The organism is Streptomyces sp. PH9007 (assembly GCF_059813725.1).
In genome coordinates this window covers 1,277,620-1,293,661 of record NZ_CM187440.1, presented here as the reverse complement: position 1 = coordinate 1,293,661, position 16,042 = coordinate 1,277,620, and the positions used below count along the sequence as shown (strand labels likewise).

Sequence of the window (16,042 nt, the reverse complement as noted above, 5' to 3'; positions counted from 1 at the left end):
GCCCCGGTTGGTTGAGCCCGGCCCTGTCCTGCCGGAACAACATCTTCGCACTTGTCGGCGACAAGTGAGACGCCGGGCCGGGCAGGGCCGGGGCCACCGTGACGGGCATCACGTGACGGGGCGGGTCAGCCCTGACCCGCCAGCTCCCCGGCGGCCGCCCGCTCGGCGAGCAGCAGCAGGGTGCGCACGGCCGAACCCGTACCGCCCTTCGGGGTGTAACCGAACGCGCCGCCCTCGTTGAACGCCGGGCCCGCGATGTCCAGGTGCGCCCACGGGGTGCCCGCCGGGACGAACTCCTTCAGGAACAGGCCGGCCACCAGACCGCCGCCCATCCGCTCACCCATGTTCTTCAGGTCGGCGATGGTGGAGGTGCTGATGCCCTCGGCCAGATCGGCGAGCAGCGGCATCTCCCAGGACTGCTCACCCGCGCGCCGCGCGCTGTCGTGCAGCAGACCCCGGAAGGTGTCGTCGTTGCCCATCACCGCGAAGGTGCGCTTGCCCAGCGCCAGCATCATCGCGCCGGTCAGGGTCGCCACGTCGACGATCGCGTCCGGGGACTCCTCGCCGGCCCGCACGAGCGCGTCGGCCATCACCAGCCGCCCCTCGGCGTCGGTGTTCAGCACCTCGACGGTCTTGCCGCCGTACATGCGCAGCACGTCACCGGGGCGGGTCGCCGAACCCGAGGGCATGTTCTCGGCCAGCGCCAGCCAGCCGGTGATGTTGACCTTCAGGCCGAGCCGGGCGGCGGCCACGACCGTGGACAGGACGGCGGCGGCGCCGGCCATGTCGCACTTCATCGTCTCGTTGTGCCCCGCGGGCTTGAGGGAGATGCCGCCCGAGTCGTACGTGATGCCCTTGCCGACCAGCGCGATCGTCCGGTCCGCCTCGGGGTGGGTGTGCGCCACCCGCACCAGGCGGGGCGGGGACTGCGAACCGACGCCGACACCGAGGATGCCGCCGAAGCCGCCCTCGCGCAGCGCCGCCTCGTCCAGCACCTCGACGGACAGGCCGTGTTCGGCGGCGGCCTCGGTGGCGTGCGCGGCGAAGTCGGCCGGGGTGAGGGCGTTCGGCGGGGTGTTCACCAGGTCGCGGGTGCGCGCCACCTCGGTGGCCAGCACCTGCGCCCGCGCGATCGCGGCCTGCCGGTCGGCGTCGTCCGCGCCCTCGGCGTCGGCGGTCAGCACCGTGACACGCGCCAGCGGACCGCGGTCGTCCTCGCCGGTCTTGCGGAAGGCGGTGAACGCGTAGGCGCCCAGCAGCGCACCCTCGGCGACCGCCGCGACCCGCGCCGCGTCGGTGACGGGCAGCGCGAACGCGGCGTGCTCCGTGCCGGACAGCGCGCGGGCGGCGGCGCCCGCCGCGCGGCGCAGCGTCTCCGGGTCGAAGTCCTCGCCGTCCTGCGGCGCGGAGCCGAGCCCCACCGCGATCACCAGCGGCGCGGTGGTGCCGGCCGGGGCCGGCAGCCGCGTGATCTCGTCCTTGCCGCCCTTGGCACCGAGGGTGGCCAGCACGCCGGCCGCCTCGGTCAGCAGCCCGGCCGGGGCCGGGACGCCGGCGGCCGGCGCGGGGCCGTCCTCGCCCTTGACGATGCCGATGACCAGGGCATCCGCGCTCACCGCTGTCGCGGAGGTCTTGCTGAGGGTCAGTGCTGTCACGGTGCAGTTATTCCGTTTCGTCGTAGGTCGGGGCCGACGGCCCACAGGGTACGCCGGGCCGCCGTCAGCCTGCTCCCAGGGTCGCCACGAGCAGGGCGGCCGTACCGGCGGTCTCGGCCAGCGCGCCCAGCACATCGCCGGTCACGCCGCCCAGCCGCCGGCGGCAGCGGGCGAGCAACCCCTCGGCGGCGCACAGCCCGAGCAGAGCGGCGCAGCCGCCGAGCGGCCAGACGACGAGCGTACTGAGCGCCACGACGGAGCCGGCGACGGCGTACGCGCCGCCGCGCGGCACCGCTCCGGCGACGACCGCGCCCAGGCCGTCCGCCCGGGCGGCGGGCACCCCGGCCCGGCAGCCGAGGGTGAGGGCGGTGCGCGAGACCAGGGCGCACAGCACGGCGGCGGCGAGCCCGTACCGTTCCCCCGCCCCGTACAGCTGGGCGAACGCGGCGACCTGCGCGAGCAGCACGAACAGCAGCGTGACCACGCCGAACGGGCCGATGTCCGAGCGCTTCATGACGGCCAGCGCCCCCTCGGCGGGCCGCCCGCTGCCCAGCCCGTCGGCGACATCGGCGAGCCCGTCCAGATGCAGCCCGCGGCTCAGTACGGCCGGCACCGCGACGGTGCCGACCGCCACGAGCCACACCCCGAATCCGAGCCGCGACAGCCCCCAGCCGGCGCCTGCGGCACACAGCCCGATGACAAAACCCGCCACCGGGGCACACAGCATCCCCACCCGTGCGGTGGCCCGGTCCCAGCGGGGCGGTGTGCCGCCCAGCGGCAGCACGGTGAGCGTGCCGAAGGCGAACCGCAGAGCGTGCCGCACTGCGTCCAAAGGGGGTGCGGGCGGCGTGGCATCCATGAGGCGGCAGCGTAGCGCCGGACGCTCAGGAGCCATGGGGCACTGGCTGTACCGCAACATCGTCGAACCGGGGAAGCTGCCGCTGCTGCTGGCGCTGGCCGCGTTCATCCTCACCTTCGTCATCACCCGCACCATCACCCGGCTGATCCGGGCCGGCCGCGGCCCCTTCCACGATGTGACGGGCGCGGGCGGCACCCATGTCCACCACGTGGTGCCGGGCGTGATCCTCATGCTCATCGGCGGCTTCGGCGGCATCGCGGCCGGTGCGGTGGGCATCACGGCGTACGTGGTGGCGGTGCTGTTCGGGATCGGCGCGGGCCTGGTGCTCGACGAGTTCGCGCTCATCCTGCATCTGCACGACGTGTACTGGAGCGAGCAGGGCCGGCAGAGCGTGGAACTCGTGGTGGTGACGGCGGCCCTGGTGACGATGCTGCTGGCCGGGTTCGTGCCGCTGGACGTCCGCAACGTCTCGGCGGAGGAGGAGGTCACGCGCGGCAACGCCATCGCGACGGTGCTGGTCAACTTCGGGCTGGTGCTGATCACGCTGCTCAAGGGCAAACGCTGGCTGGCCCTGTGGGGGGTGCTGGTTCCGCCGGTCGCGCTGTTCGGGGCGATCCGCCTGGCCCGTCCCGCCTCGCCCTGGGCCCGCCGCCTGTACCGGCGCCGCCCGAAGACGGCGGCCCGCGCCGCCCGCCGGGCCGAACGGCACGACGCCCGCTGGTCGGGCCCCAGCAAGAAGGCGGAGGACTGGCTGGGCGGCACCCCGACCGACGAACAGCGCCAGAAGCGGGACGGCGGCGGTGGTGGCGAGGGCGGCGCGTAGCGCGGGCCCGCGCCGCCCGGCAGCGGGCGGGCGAGCACGGCGCACGGCGATCCCCCGCCCCGTCAGGGCCCGCCCACCCGGGGTGGGTTACGTGGCCTCGGTGATCGCCGTCTCCGCCGCGTCGTCCCGCGCGGGCCCGGCCTCCGGGGCCGGCTCGGGCAGGACCGGGAGTTCGGCCGCCAGGTCGGCCGCCGCGCGGACCAGGGGGAGGGCCAGGAGCGCTCCGGTGCCCTCGCCCACGGTCACGCCGTGGTCCAGCAGCGGGTCCATCGCCATTCGGTCCAGGGCCTTGGCCTGCCCGGGCTCCCCGCTCGCCTGTCCGGCCAGCCACCAGTCGGGGGAGCGGAACGCGATCCGCTGCGCCACCAGCGCGCACGCCGTCGAGACGACGCCGTCCAGGATCACCGGGGTACGCCGTACCGCGCACTGGAGCAGGAAGGCCGTCATCGCCGTCAGGTCGGCCCCGGCCACCGCCGCGAGCAGCGCAAGCTGGTCGCCCAGGATCGGCCGGCCCCGGCGCAGCCCGTCCCGGATGGCCGCGCACTTGCGCATCCACGCCAGGTCGTCGATGCGGACCCCGCCGCGCCCGGTGACCACCGAGGCGTCGGTGCCGCACATGGCGGCGATCAGCACTCCGGCGGGGGTGGTGCCGCCCACCGAGATGTCCCCCAGGAGCAGCAGGTCGGTGCCGGAGTCGGCTTCCTCGTCGGCGACCGCCATCCCGGCGCGGAAGGCCGCTTCGGCCTCCTCGGGGGTCAGCGCGTTCTCGATGTCGAGCCGGCCCGAGCCGCGCCGTACCCGGTGCCGGGTGACCTCCTCGGGGAGTTCCTCCACCGGGCAGTCCAGCGAGGTGTCCACGATCCGCAGCGGAACCCCGGCCCGCCGGGCGAGGATCGCCGCCGGGCTCGTACCGTCCAGGGCGGCCCGCACCAGGGTCGCGGCGCTGCCGGCCGGGCGGGCCGAGACACCGAGTTCGGCGATGCCGTGGTCGCCGGCGAACAGCACCGCCTTGGGCGATTCGATCGCCCGCACCGGCACCTGTCCCTGGGCGGCGGCCAGCCAGCCGCCCAGGTCGTCCAGTCGGCCGAGCGCCCGGGCCGGCAGCCCGATCCGGGTGCGCCGGTCCTCGGCCTCCCGCCGCAGCTTGGCACTTGGCCGCTCGATGAGGTCGCCGAAGGCATCAAGGGTCAGACCACCGTCGCTCATGGGGTAGAGGCTACCTGTCCGTCACCGCAGCCCAGCGGCGCGTGGTGCGGCCCCGGCCACCCGGTCCCGGCCGGCCGCGCGGCGCCGGGGTGGCGCCCGGCGGTCAGGGCCGCAGCGTGGTCACGGTGCCCGCCACCGCCAGCAGGACCTGCTCGCACTCGGCGGCGATCGCCGCGTTGAGGCGGCCCAGTTCGTCGCGGAAGCGGCGGCCGGCCGGGGTCGCCGGGACTATGCCGGCGCCCACCTCGTTGCTAACCAGCACCACCGTGCGCCCGGTGGTCCGCAGCGCCTCGGCCAGCTCCGCGGTGCGCCCGGCGACCTCGGGCAACTCCCCGGAGTCCGCCGCCTCCCAGGCGTGGGCCCGGTCCATGACGTCGGTCAGCCACAGCGCCAGACAGTCGATCAGCAGCGGCGGCCCGTCGTGCGCGCGGAGCAGCGGGACCAGGTCGCAGGTCTCCCTCGTGCTCCAGCCGCCGGGGCGCCGCTCGCGGTGGGCGGCGATGCGGTGCTGCCACTCGGGGTCGGCGGGCCGCTGCCCGCCGGTGGCCACGTAGACGACATCGGGGTACGCGGCCAGCCGCCGTTCCGCCTCGGCGGACTTGCCCGACCGCGCGCCGCCCAGGACCAGGGTCCGGCGCGGTGGCTCGGGCACGTCGCGGAAGTCCCCGACGGTCAGGGTGGTGCCGTCCGGTTCCAGCCGGGCGCCGGCCGCCGCAAGCCGGCGGCGCGGTTCGGCGCCGGGCGGTACGTCGTGGTCCAGGTGCACGGCCAGCACATCGGTGGTCCAGGTCACCGCGCCCGCCGCCCGCAGCCGGGCCAGCGCCCCGGGGCGGCCGATGACGTCCAGCAGGCACATGTCGTACGCGGGCCCGTCGGCCGGCAGCCCGGCGGGGGCGGCGCCGGGCGGCAGGTACAGCAGCCGGCTGCCGTCGGGGCCGGTCACGGCGTAGCCGGTGCCGGGAACGTCGAGCGCCAGCGCGCGGACCCGGTGCCCGCTGATCAGGGCCAGTTCCTTGCCGTCCGGGACGCGCACCGGGGCGGGCAGGTCGGCCGGCACCTCCACGCCGGGGGAGGTGTGCGGGTGGGTGAGCAGCACCTGCCGTACGCCGTGCAGCGTCCGCCCGGCGCGGGCGGCGGCCAGGGCCGGTCCCGGGGTGAGGTCGAGCAGCAGGACCCCGTCGATCAGCAGCGCGGTCGCGTTGCGCGCGTCGGGGCCCAGCGCCCGGGCGCAGGAGGCGCACGGGCAGCCGGGGCGGGGGAGACCGGCGGGTGCGCCGGTGCCGAGCAAGGTGACGTCCACGTGCTGATCCTCTCGCCATCCGATCGCGTCCGCTGTCGCAGCCGCGCGTGGGTGGGGGGTGATCTAGTCTGCGATCAGCGGTAGCCGGAGCGGCGTGCGGGCAGTACATACCGAGATCGGACTTGTAGCAGCAGCGGAAGCGGCAGAAGCGGAGGCGTCCATGGCGTGGGTGTGGCGGTTCGAGAAGGCGGACGGTTCGGTGGCCCCGGTCGGCTCCGACCCGGGTGACTTCGGTACGCAGGGGGATGCGGAGAGCTGGATCGGCGAGATCTGGAAGGACTTGCTGGCGGAGGGTGTGGACCAGGTGACGCTGCTGGAGGACGGCAGCAAGGTGTACGGGCCGATGAGCCTGCACGAGGCGGCGGACGACAGCTGACCCCGGGGCGGCCCGGGCGGCGAACCGGCGCCCCGTCAGCCGGGGCCGGATCATCGGGTGTTCGGCTTGTCGCACCCGAATATCCCCGCCTCGTACGCCACGATGGCCCCACGCGCCACGGAGGGACGGGCGACCGCCGGTCTCCCGCCCCTCCGCACGGGGCGCGGGTGAGCGACGAGAGCGGGCGAACACCTCGATGACGCACCCACCGGACACCGCCGGCCGACGCCGGATCCGCGCCGGGAGAGCGGTCGCGGTGACCGTCGCCGCCGGCGTACTCGCCGTCCTCCCGGCGGCGGCCCGGGCCATCGTCGGAGGCGAGAGGGCGACCGGGAACCACCCCTTCGTCACCGCCGTCGCCGCCCTGCGCGGCAACGGCGAGCCCGCCTTCCGCTGCGGCGGATCCCTGATCCACGAGCGGTGGGTCCTGACCGCCGCGCACTGCGTGGCCGACGGCGGCGCCATCCTGGACCCCGCCCTGCTCTCGGTGCGGGTGGGCTCCCGGGACCGCACCACCGGCGGCGCCGTGGCCGGCGTCTCCGAGGTCCACGTCCACCCCGGCCACGCGCCACCGGAGTCCTGGCACGCGGACCTCGCCCTGCTCCGGCTGGACCGGGCGGTGGACCGGGAGCCCGTCGAGATCGCGGACACCCCCGCCCGGCCCGGCGACCGCGTCCGGGCCCTCGGCTGGGGCCTCCTGTCCAGATCCGACCCCGCCCCACCGGCCGCACTGCACCAGCTGGACACCGAGGTGATCCCGGACGCCGCATGCCGCACCGGCGGGCCCCACGACCTCACCGACGGGGACCTCTGCGTCAGCCCCGACCCGGCCGACGGCACCTGCTACGGCGACTCCGGCGCCCCCGTCCTGCGCCACGACGCCGACGGCCGCCGGCAGCTGACCGCCGTCGTCTCCCGCGACCTCGCACCCCGCGGCACGTCCGAGGAGTGCGGCGTCCACCACGGCGTGCACGTCAGCGTCCCGCACCACGCGCGGTGGATCACGGGCGTCCTGCACGCCGGCTGACCGGACCGGCGTACGGGACCCCGCCCGGCCCCCTACGCCGCCCGCCCCTTCACACCTCGCCCAGCGTCACCTTCGTGTCGTGCCGGTCGCCGTTGCGCAGATACCCCACCGCCACCTCGTCACCCGGCTGGTACGCCGCCAGCGCCTCCGACAGCGTCACCACATCGGTCACCGCCTCGTCGCCGAGCCGCACCAGCACATCACCGGCCCGCAGCCCCGCGTCCGCCGCCGGGCCGTTCTCCGTCAGGTCCACCACGGCCGCCCCGATCGGCTGGAACCCGTCGCCCAGAATGGTCCGCACCGTCACCCCCAGCGCCGCCCGCCCCGACCGGGTCACCTCCCCGTCCTCGATCATCTGGTCGGCCAGATCGGTCACCGTGCGGGAGGGGATCGCGAACCCGATCCCCGGCGCCTGGCCCCCGCCCAGCTGCGGATCGCGCGCCGCCAGCGTGGGGATGCCGACCACCTCACCCTGGAGATTGACCAGCGCGCCCCCGCTGTTGCCCGGGTTGATGGCCGCCGAGGTCTGCACCAGGTCGCCGAGTGTCGCCTGGCCCTCGCCCTCGCTCACCGAGCGGCCCACGGCCGAGACGATGCCCTGGGTGACGCTGGAGGACAACCCCAGCGGGTTGCCCATCGCCAGCACGATCTGCCCCACCTCCACCCGCCCGCTGTCCCCGAACGTCGCGGGCCGCAGCCGGTCCGGCTTGTCGTCCAGCACGATGACGGCCAGGTCCTGCGGGGCGTAGGTGGCCACCAGGGTGGCCGGCAGCGGCTGCTGCTGGTCCGCCAGCAGCACCTCGAACTCCTTCTCCTCACCCACCACATGGGCGTTGGTGACGATGTGCCCGTCGCCGTCGTAGATGATCCCCGAGCCCAGCCCGTCCCGCGTGGTGATCTGCACGACCGAGGGCAGCACGTCCGACACCACCTGCTGGTACGCGTCCTCCAGCGCCCCCGCGTCGGCCCGCGGCACGGTGTCGGCGGCCGGCGCCGCACCGTCCGACCGGGTGCAGCCGGCCAGCAGCGCGCACAGGGCGCCGAGCGCGGCCAGCGCGCGGAGGGGACGGCGGAGGGGGAGCGCTGAAGGACCGGGGATCGGCGTCATACTGCGGATTGTGACCGCGCACGCCCCCGGGGCGGCGCATATGCGCTACGCCATTCCGGGGGCGTGTGGGGGAAACGAACGGCTCAGCGGCCGGTACGGGGCGCCTCGCCCCGCTTGATCTGCGGCTTCGGCAGCCGCATCCGGCGCAGCTGGAGGGTACGCATCAGGGCGTACGCACGCGCGCCGCGGTGGCTCTCGTTCGGGTAGTGCTCCTTGAGTTCCTTCTTCAAGCGCCGCGAGGACACCACCGAGTCCATCACGATCATGAGGATGACACCGAGCCACAGCAGCATCGCGATCGGCGCCGCCGACGGGATCATGCTGAGGACCAGGATCACCACGGCGATGGGCAGGAAGTACTCCGCCACATGCCACTTGCTGTCGGTGAAGTCCCGCGCGAAGCGGCGCACCGGGCCGCGGTCACGCAGCGGCAGATGCCGCTCGTCACCGCTCAGCAGCGCCTCGCGCTGCTTGGCCAGCGCCACCTTGCGGGCGTCACGCTGCCGCTTGGCGGCCTCCTTGCGGGAAGCCGGCGGCTTCACGACGGCACGCCGCAGGGCCTCCGCCTCGCTGCGCTTGGGGGTGGGCCGCCCCTTGGGCGCCTGGGCGTCACGGATCTGCGGCTCGGCCACCGTCGCGGGGGCCTGCTCTTCTTTCGCACGGCTTCGGAACACACCTCAAGGGTACGGGGTGAGCCCCGGGAACCGTGAGCCCCCTGCGGCAACCCCGGTATCAGCCAGGGTCGCCCCTCCACCCTGCGCCGGACTCGGTCCGGTATCGATCCTCCTGCGGGATGACCCGATTCCGGGCCGGACAGTGCGCTAATGGGAGAGCGCCCCGTAGGCTAGGGGATCAAGCAGGAGAATGGTCTTTAGGTCCGAGTCCGTCACGAAGGGGGCGCCCAGGCCGATGAGTGGTTTGATGAAGCGGATGGGGATGATCTTCCGCGCGAAAGCCAACAAGGCCCTGGACCGGGCCGAGGACCCGCGCGAGACGCTCGATTACTCGTACCAGAAGCAGCTGGAGCTGCTCCAGAAGGTACGCCGCGGGGTCGCCGACGTGGCGACCTCCCGCAAACGTCTTGAGCTCCAGCTGAACCAGCTGAACGGCCAGTCCTCCAAGCTGGAGGAGCAGGGCAAGAAGGCCCTGGCCCTGGGCCGTGAGGACCTCGCCCGCGAGGCCCTGACCCGGCGCTCCGCGCTCCAGCAGCAGGTCTCCGACCTGCAGACGCAGCACGAGACGCTCCAGGCCGAGGAGAACAAGCTGACCCTGGCCGCCCAGCGGCTGCAGGCCAAGGTGGACGCCTTCCGCACCAAGAAGGAGACCATCAAGGCCACCTACACCGCGGCCCAGGCGCAGACCCAGATCGGCGAGGCGTTCTCCGGCATCTCCGAGGAGATGGGCGACGTCGGCCTCGCGATCCAGCGCGCCGAGGACAAGACCGCGCAGCTCCAGGCCCGCTCCGGCGCCATCGACGAGCTGCTGGCCTCCGGCGCCCTGGACGACCCGACCGGGACCTCCAAGGACGACCTGACGGCCGAGCTGGACCGCATCTCCTCCAACTCCGACGTGGAGCTGGAGCTGGAGCGGATGAAGGCCGAGCTGTCCGGCGGCAGCAGCGGCGGCCGGACCGCGATCGAGGGCGGCAACGGCTCCGCCACGCGGGGCGACCAGCAGGAGTCCCCCCGGTTCGACAAGCAGTGACAGCCTGTCCGCGCTGAAGAACACCCACAGGGGCAAGGAGAGCGGTGTGATCGTACGGATCATGGGTGAGGGGCAGGTGAAGCTGGATGACAGCCACTTCCCCAAGCTCAATGAACTCGACGACGAGCTGACGGCCGAGGTCGAGGCCCATGACGAGGAGGGATTCCGGCGGACGCTGACCGCGCTGCTGGACGCCGTCCGGGGCATGGGCACGCCGCTGGACGCCGACGCGCTCGAACCGTCCGATCTGCTGCTTCCCCCGCCGGACGCGAGCATCGACGAGGTCCGCGCGATGCTCACCGACGACGGCCTCATCCCGGACTGACCGGTCCCCCTGTGGGCCGGTCCGATCCCGGTCTGGCCCCGGACCGGCCCCGACGTGCCGTCCCACCGGCCGTGTCACGCCGCGGCGTACGCGGCCGGTGCCGCAGGACGGCCCCTGCTCGTACCCTGGCACAGTGACTGCTCACCCCGGCACCCCCGCCCGCCCGCGGCCCTGGCTGCTGCATCCGCTGGTCGTGGACGCGCTGGTGGCCTCGGTGACGCTGCTGATCGTGCTCGTCATCTCGGTCACGATCAACAAGCACCCCGGCGGCAGCGACGGCTTCGGCCAGCGCCCGCTGCCCGCCCACACCGTCGTCACCGCGCTGCTTGGCGCGGGCGCGCTGGTGCTGCGCCGCCGCCATCCGGCCCCCGTGCTGTGCGCCACCATCGTGCTGACGCTCGTCGAGCTGATCATGGGCACGTTCTCGCACCCGCCCGGCGAGCGGCACACCTCGATGATGGGCATGGTGGCGGTGGCCCTGTTCACCCTGGCCGCCTCCACCGACCGCCCCACCACACTGCGGGTGGGCACCTGCACGCTGGCCCTGATCACGGTGGCCGGCATGCTGCTGGGCGCCCAGCCCTGGTACACCTCGGAGAACCTCGGCATCATCGCCTGGACCGCGCTGGCCGGTCTGGCGGGTGACGCCGTGCGCCACCGGCGGGCCGCCGTCAACGCGATACGCGAGCGGGCCGAGCGTGCCGAGGCCACCCGCGAGGAGGAGGCGCGCCGCCGGGTCGCCGAGGAGCGGCTGCGGATCGCCCGCGAACTCCACGACGTCGTCGCCCACCACATCGCCCTGGTCAATGTGCAGGCCGGGGTCGCCTCCCATGTCATGGACAGCCGCCCCGACCAGGCCAAGGAGGCGCTCGCCCAGGTACGTCTGGCCAGCCGGCAGGCGCTGAGCGAGCTACAGACCACGGTCGGGCTGCTGCGGCACCGCGACGACCCGGTCGCCCCCACCGAGCCCACCAAGGGCCTGGCGGTGCTCGGTGACCTCGTCGACGGCTTCAGCCGCGCCGGGATGGCGGTGGCCGTCGAGTGCGGGGACGGCGAGGAGGAACGGCCGCTGCCCGCCGCCGTGGACCTGGCCGCCTACCGGGTGGTCCAGGAGGCGCTCACCAATGTGCACAAACACGCCGGGCCGGACGCCAAGGCCCGGGTGCGGATCTCCCGCTCGGGGCGGGGGGACTCCGCGCGCCTTGAGGTGATGGTGCTGGATGATGGGCGCGGCGGCGCCCCCGCGCCGCCGCGCGCCCCGGACGCCGGTGGCGGTCACGGACTGACGGGCATGCGCGAGCGTGCCGCCGCGCTCGGCGGCAGCTGCGAGACCGGGCAGGTGCCCGGCGGCGGGTTCCGGGTACGGGTGGTGCTGCCGCTGCGTTCGCCGGGCGGCCCCGCCGTGGAGCGGTCGGAGGCCGCCGACCGTGGCTGGGTGCGTCCGTGTGGCTGAGAGGGTGTGGGCATGATCCGGGTGATCCTGGCCGATGACCAGGCGCTGCTGCGCAGCGCGTTCCGGGTGCTGGTGGAGTCCGAGCCCGACATGACGGTCACCGGGGAGGCGTCGGACGGCGCCGCGGCGCTGGCGCTGGTGCGTGAGCGGGGCGCCGATGTGGTGCTGATGGACATCCGGATGCCCGGGCTCGACGGGCTCGCCGCGACCCGGGAGATCAGCGCCGACCCGGCGCTGAGCGGGGTGCGGGTGGTCATTCTGACCACCTTCGAGTCGGACGACTACGTGGTGGAGTCGCTGCGGGCCGGCGCGTCCGGGTTCCTGGGCAAGGGGGCCGAGCCGGGCGAGCTGCTGTCGGCGATCCGGCTGGTGGCGGCCGGGGAGGCGCTGCTGTCACCGGCCGCGACGCGCTTGCTGATCACCCGCTTCCTGGCCACCGGGGACCACGGCGCGGCCGGTGGTGGCGCGGCGGCCGACCTCCAGGTGCTGACCGCCCGCGAGCGCGAGGTGCTGGTGGAGGTGGCGGGCGGGCTGTCCAACGACGAGATCGCGGCCCGCTTCGAGGTGAGCCCGCTGACGGTGAAGACCCACATCAACCGGCTGCTGACCAAGCTGGCGGCCCGGGACCGGGCCCAGCTGGTGATGACCGCGTACGAGACGGGTCTGGTGCGGCCCCGCTTCCCCGGCTGAGGGCCGGGGCACCGGGGGCCCCGTGCGGGGCCCCCTGGTGTCCTGCGGGTCAGGGGAGAGCGAGCATCTGCTCCAGGGCCAGCTTGGCGTACTTCTCGGTCTGCGGGTCGACCGTGATGCGGTTGACGGTGCGTCCCTCGGCCAGCGCCTCCAGCGTCCACACCAGGTGGGGCAGGTCGATGCGGTTCATGGTGGAGCAGAAGCAGACGGTCCGGTCGAGGAAGACGATCTCCTTGCCCTCGGCGGCGTAACGATTCGCCAGCCGGCGGACCAGGTTCAGCTCGGTGCCGATCGCCCACTTGGAGCCGGCCGGGGCCGCGTCCAGGGTGTTGATGATGTACTCGGTCGATCCGACGTAGTCGGCGGCGGCCACCACCTCGTGCCGGCACTCGGGGTGCACCAGGACGTTGACGCCGGGAACCCGGGCCCGTACGTCCTCCACCGACTCCAGCGAGAACCGGCCGTGCACCGAGCAGTGGCCGCGCCACAGGATCATCTTCGCGTCGCGCAGCTGCTGGGCGGTGAGCCCGCCGTTCGGCTTGTGCGGGTTGTAGACGACGCAGTCCTCCAGGGACAGGCCCAGGTCGCGCACGGCGGTGTTGCGGCCCAGGTGCTGGTCGGGGAGGAAGAGCACCTTCTCGCCCTGCCCGAAGGCCCAGCGCAGGGCGCGCTCGGCGTTGGAGGAGGTGCAGATGGTGCCGCCGTGCCGGCCGGTGAAGGCCTTGATGTCGGCGGAGGAGTTCATGTACGAGACGGGCACGGTCCGCTCGGCGACCCCGGCCTCGGTGAGGACGTCCCAGGCCTCGGCCACCTGCTCGGCGGTGGCCATGTCGGCCATGGAGCAGCCGGCGGCCAGGTCGGGCAGGATGACCCGCTGGTCGTCGGTGGTGAGGATGTCGGCGGACTCGGCCATGAAGTGCACGCCGCAGAAGACGATGTACTCGGCGTCGGGGCGGGCCGCGGCGTCACGGGCGAGTTTGAAGGAGTCGCCGGTGACGTCGGCGAACTGGATGACCTCGTCGCGCTGGTAGTGGTGGCCCAGGACGAAGACGCGTTCGCCCAGCCGCTCCTTGGCGGCGCGGGCGCGGGCGACCAGGTCCGGGTCCGAGGGGGAGGGGAGGTCGCCGGGGCAGTCCACGCCGCGCTCGCTGGCGGCGTCGGCCTCGCGGCCCAGCAGCAGGAGTGCCAGGGGAGAGGGCTGGACATCCAGGGGATCGGCGGTGCTCGGGGCGGTGTTCACGGCCCAACCCTTTCCGGCGCGTCCACGCCTTTTCGTCTAACTGACGTTATGGATGATAGCCGCTTCGCGTCAGTTTGACGACGGTGAAAGCGTCAATGTGACGCATCCCCGGTTTCGGGTCCCCGGGGGTGTGCGAGCATGGGAAGAAGGGAAAAACACCCGCCCAGAACCGGAATGATTCCGTAGGGCTTTCTGTTGGAGCAGCCGGCAGAGGATTCCGTACTACCCGGGAGAGAAGCAGATGTCCGTATCGGACCAGACCGTTGTGAGCGACGGCATCATCCTTTCCGACGCGGCCGCGGCCAAGGTCAAGAGCCTGCTGGAGCAGGAAGGCCGGGAAGACCTCGCACTGCGCGTGGCGGTCCAGCCGGGCGGCTGCTCCGGGCTGCGCTACCAGCTCTTCTTCGACGAGCGTTCGCTCGACGGCGACGTCGTCAAGGACTTCGACGGCGTCAAGGTCGTCACCGACCGGATGAGCGCCCCGTACCTGGGCGGCGCCTCCATCGACTTCGTCGACACCATCGAGAAGCAGGGCTTCACCATCGACAACCCCAACGCCACCGGCTCCTGCGCCTGCGGCGACTCCTTCAACTGAGTCGCACACCGCAGCACGCGCGCCAAGGGCGGCGGCCCCCCTCACGGGGCCGCCGCCCTTCGCCGTGCCACGGCCTGCGGTGCGGTGCCGCTCAGCTCACCGGGATCTCCTGACCCCACTCGTCGACCAGCGTCCGGTCGCCGATGGGGGAGTCCAGCGTCAGCTCACCGGTCTGCTCCTCGGCCACCAGGATGCACGCCTCGTACGGCTCCCCCGGCACCTCCTCGACCAGCACCCGCACCTCGTCCGCCGACTCCTCGGCGACCAGGCGGTACTCGGCGCACACCCCGGTCCAGTAGGTCAGCTCGAGCGCGGTGTCCTGCGGGTCGTAGGACTCGACGGAGGTCCCGGTGTACCCGGGCTCCTCCCCGCCGTCCGACCCACCGGTCGCGCCGCCGTCCCCGGGATGCGCCGGCTCGGCCGACCCGCTGGAGGAGCCGGAGCCGGAGTCGGGGTACGAGCCGTCCGGGATCCCGTCGTACTCCACCGCCGGGTACTGGACGGTGCTGTCGAACCCGTCGCCGCCGCTCAGGGTGTAGGACCAGGCCGGCACCAGCGTGGCCGGGGTGACGTCGTTCTCCCACCACAGCATCAGGATCTGCTCCGCACCGGTCACCTCCAACCGCTCGACGACCGGCTCGGGCACCTCGACCGGCTCCGGCAGCGGCACCGGCTCGCACTCCGCGACGGTCGCCCCGGCGGACTCGCCCTCCGGGTCGCCGTCGATGTGCGGCATGTCCTCGGGCAACAGCGTCAGACAGTCCACGAAGCCCGGCTCCACGCGGGCCACCGGGCCCGCGTCGGTCGCGTTGCGCGCGTCCAGCGTCTCCTGGGCGCCGAGCATCTCCCGCTCCCGCTCCACCACCGGCTCCCCGACCGATCCGGAGGCGCGGACGATCGTGCCCTGCGGGGAGACCGCGATCTCGGTCTCCAGACCGTGAGCCCGCAGACCGTCCACCATGCGGGGGAACAGCAGCGTGCGGTTCCCGTCGTGGTACTCCAGCTCCTCCACCGGAGCGTCCTCAAGGCCCAGCAGGTCCAGCAGCGGCGCGGCGGCCGCCAGCGCCTCCTCCGTGGACAGCGCGGGCCCCATGGGCTGCGCGGGTACGGCGTCGCTGCTCACCGAGGTGTGCGGGTCATCCGGATCGCCGGGCCCCACCGTCGTGTACGCGCCGACCCCGGATTCGGCCGAGTAGAACCACTGACCCGCCTCCTCGGTCGCCGAGAGATAGGCGCCGTTCGCGTCCGGCCCGGCGACGTGCCACCAGTGGCCTTCGCTGAGCCGGGGCTCCCCCTCCACCCCCAGCGCCGCGGCCAGCTCGGCCACCCGTTCCTCGCCGATCCCCTCCGCGAATCCGTACACCGCCGCGCTTCCCGGGCCCTCCGGCAGCGGCCCGGTGGCTACCAGCTCCGTGCCCCAGTACCCGCCCGGCCAGTCGGCGGTCCCTTCCGCCCGGGCGCTCGACCCGGGGTCGGTCACCGCCGGACCCGCGGCCCCGTCCGACCCGTCTCCGCCGCCGAACACCGCCTGCGCGCCGAAGAGGCCGCCCGTCAGCAGGGCGACGCCCAGGGCTCCCGCGGTGACGGTCAGCCAGCGGGAGCGTTCCCTGCGGGGTGGCTCCTGCGCCGGGGTGAGCACTTCTGTCTCGTCCGACTCTTCCGTCACGGCCAAGCTCCTTCC

Annotated in this window: 16 protein-coding genes; 8 read left to right on the top strand and 8 right to left on the bottom strand. The window is 73.9% G+C overall.

Going from position 1 to position 16,042, the window contains the following annotated elements; translation table 11 throughout:
* Positions 1-125: 125 nt before the first annotated feature.
* Entirely contained in the window at positions 126-1,655 is a 1,530-nt protein-coding gene (locus ACTFAP_RS05700; RefSeq protein ID WP_400009260.1) for a leucyl aminopeptidase, read from the bottom strand.
* Between the two features lie 64 nt (positions 1,656-1,719).
* Positions 1,720-2,514, bottom strand: a complete 795-nt coding sequence (locus tag ACTFAP_RS05695; protein ID WP_495683673.1) for an adenosylcobinamide-GDP ribazoletransferase — start codon at positions 2,512-2,514, stop codon at positions 1,720-1,722.
* 34 nt (positions 2,515-2,548) lie between these two features.
* On the opposite strand from ACTFAP_RS05695, the gene ACTFAP_RS05690 reads away from it, so the two are divergent.
* Complete coding sequence (locus ACTFAP_RS05690) at positions 2,549-3,337, top strand: hypothetical protein (protein WP_495683672.1); 789 nt, start codon at positions 2,549-2,551, stop codon at positions 3,335-3,337.
* A gap of 87 nt (positions 3,338-3,424) precedes the next feature.
* Here the strand turns inward: ACTFAP_RS05690 and ACTFAP_RS05685 are convergent, their stop codons facing one another.
* Entirely contained in the window at positions 3,425-4,543 is a 1,119-nt protein-coding gene (locus ACTFAP_RS05685; protein ID WP_500468368.1) for a nicotinate-nucleotide--dimethylbenzimidazole phosphoribosyltransferase, read from the bottom strand.
* A gap of 103 nt (positions 4,544-4,646) precedes the next feature.
* A complete protein-coding gene (locus ACTFAP_RS05680) occupies positions 4,647-5,843 on the bottom strand; it encodes a bifunctional adenosylcobinamide kinase/adenosylcobinamide-phosphate guanylyltransferase (protein WP_500468367.1) in 1,197 nt (398 codons plus the stop codon).
* Between the two features lie 160 nt (positions 5,844-6,003).
* Between ACTFAP_RS05680 and ACTFAP_RS05675 the strand changes: the two genes are divergently transcribed.
* Complete coding sequence (locus tag ACTFAP_RS05675) at positions 6,004-6,219, top strand: hypothetical protein (RefSeq protein ID WP_030734562.1); 216 nt, start codon at positions 6,004-6,006, stop codon at positions 6,217-6,219.
* A 256-nt stretch (positions 6,220-6,475) separates the two neighbouring features.
* A complete protein-coding gene (locus ACTFAP_RS05670; RefSeq protein WP_500468366.1) occupies positions 6,476-7,246 on the top strand; it encodes a S1 family peptidase in 771 nt (256 codons plus the stop codon).
* 49 nt (positions 7,247-7,295) lie between these two features.
* Here the strand turns inward: ACTFAP_RS05670 and ACTFAP_RS05665 are convergent, their stop codons facing one another.
* Both ACTFAP_RS05665 and ACTFAP_RS05660 read right to left on the bottom strand, forming a co-directional pair.
* Positions 7,296-8,354 (bottom strand): trypsin-like peptidase domain-containing protein, encoded by a 1,059-nt coding sequence (locus tag ACTFAP_RS05665; RefSeq protein WP_495683668.1) that lies wholly within the window; start codon positions 8,352-8,354, stop codon positions 7,296-7,298.
* Between the two features lie 83 nt (positions 8,355-8,437).
* A complete protein-coding gene (locus tag ACTFAP_RS05660; RefSeq protein WP_390124829.1) occupies positions 8,438-9,028 on the bottom strand; it encodes a DUF3043 domain-containing protein in 591 nt (196 codons plus the stop codon).
* Positions 9,029-9,275: 247 nt separating this feature from the next.
* Between ACTFAP_RS05660 and ACTFAP_RS05655 the strand changes: the two genes are divergently transcribed.
* From ACTFAP_RS05655 to ACTFAP_RS05640, 4 genes are all read left to right on the top strand, one after another.
* Positions 9,276-10,058: a PspA/IM30 family protein gene (locus tag ACTFAP_RS05655; RefSeq protein ID WP_386539522.1), complete on the top strand. Its 783-nt coding sequence runs from the start codon at positions 9,276-9,278 to the stop codon at positions 10,056-10,058.
* 46 nt (positions 10,059-10,104) lie between these two features.
* Positions 10,105-10,383, top strand: coding sequence for a PspA-associated protein PspAA (gene pspAA, locus ACTFAP_RS05650; RefSeq protein WP_019433754.1), 279 nt, complete (start codon positions 10,105-10,107; stop codon positions 10,381-10,383).
* Positions 10,384-10,516: 133 nt separating this feature from the next.
* Complete coding sequence (locus ACTFAP_RS05645; RefSeq protein WP_500468365.1) at positions 10,517-11,836, top strand: sensor histidine kinase; 1,320 nt, start codon at positions 10,517-10,519, stop codon at positions 11,834-11,836.
* Positions 11,837-11,848: 12 nt separating this feature from the next.
* On the top strand, positions 11,849-12,526 hold the full coding sequence (locus ACTFAP_RS05640; protein WP_500468364.1) for a response regulator: 678 nt from the start codon (positions 11,849-11,851) through the stop codon (positions 12,524-12,526).
* A 49-nt stretch (positions 12,527-12,575) separates the two neighbouring features.
* Here ACTFAP_RS05640 and nadA read toward each other — a convergent pair whose 3' ends face one another.
* Complete coding sequence (gene nadA / locus ACTFAP_RS05635; RefSeq protein WP_400009250.1) at positions 12,576-13,766, bottom strand: quinolinate synthase NadA; 1,191 nt, start codon at positions 13,764-13,766, stop codon at positions 12,576-12,578.
* Positions 13,767-14,007: 241 nt separating this feature from the next.
* On the opposite strand from nadA, the gene ACTFAP_RS05630 reads away from it, so the two are divergent.
* Entirely contained in the window at positions 14,008-14,361 is a 354-nt protein-coding gene (locus tag ACTFAP_RS05630) for a HesB/IscA family protein (protein ID WP_030734546.1), read from the top strand.
* 91 nt (positions 14,362-14,452) lie between these two features.
* Here the strand turns inward: ACTFAP_RS05630 and ACTFAP_RS05625 are convergent, their stop codons facing one another.
* The gene (locus ACTFAP_RS05625) at positions 14,453-16,027 is read right to left on the bottom strand and encodes a hypothetical protein (RefSeq protein ID WP_500468363.1); all 1,575 of its coding nucleotides are present in this window, start codon (positions 16,025-16,027) and stop codon (positions 14,453-14,455) included.
* Between the last annotated feature and the right edge of the window lie 15 nt (positions 16,028-16,042).